General features: G+C 67.7%; 1 protein-coding gene. It reads left to right on the forward strand.

Going from position 1 to position 640, the window contains the following annotated elements:
- Window positions 1-14 precede the first annotated feature (14 nt).
- Window positions 15-640, forward strand: a 626-nt coding sequence (locus ACYVOK_RS18595) for a pyridoxal-phosphate dependent enzyme (RefSeq protein WP_460663719.1), incomplete at its 3' end; no start/stop codon positions are given.

A 640-nucleotide genomic window follows, 5' to 3' on the forward strand; every position in this document is an offset into this window, starting at 1 on the left:
GTGGAGGACCGCATATGTCCGTTCACCCTGGAATCGTTGCCGCGATCGGCAACACTCCGCTGATTGCACTGCGCCGCGCGTCCGCGCTGACGGGGTGCACCATCCTGGGCAAGGCCGAGTTCATGAACCCCGGCCAGTCGGTGAAGGACCGGGCCGCCCTGTTCATCATCCAGGATGCGGTGGCGCGCGGCCTGCTGCGGCCCGGCGGCGTGATCGTCGAGGGAACCGCCGGCAATACGGGCATCGGCTTGGCGCTTGTGGCCAACGCCCTCGGGTTCCGGACGGTGATCGTGATCCCGGACACCCAGAGCCAGGAGAAGAAGGACATGCTGCGGCTCGCAGGCGCCGAGCTCATCGAAGTCCCGGCCGTGCCTTACGCCAATCCCAACAACTACGTGAAGGTCTCAGGCCGGCTGGCGCAGCGCCTTGCGGCATCCGAGCCGAACGGGGCGGTCTGGGCCAACCAGTTCGACAACGTGGCCAACCGGCAGGCGCATATCGAGACCACGGGACCGGAGATCTGGGCCCAGACGCAGGGCAAGGTCGACGGCTTCATCTGCGCGGTCGGCACGGGCGGTACCCTGGCGGGCGTCGGCATGGCCCTGAAGGAGCGCAATCCTAAGATCGCCATCGGCCTCGC

This window comes from Kribbella swartbergensis (assembly GCF_054784135.1).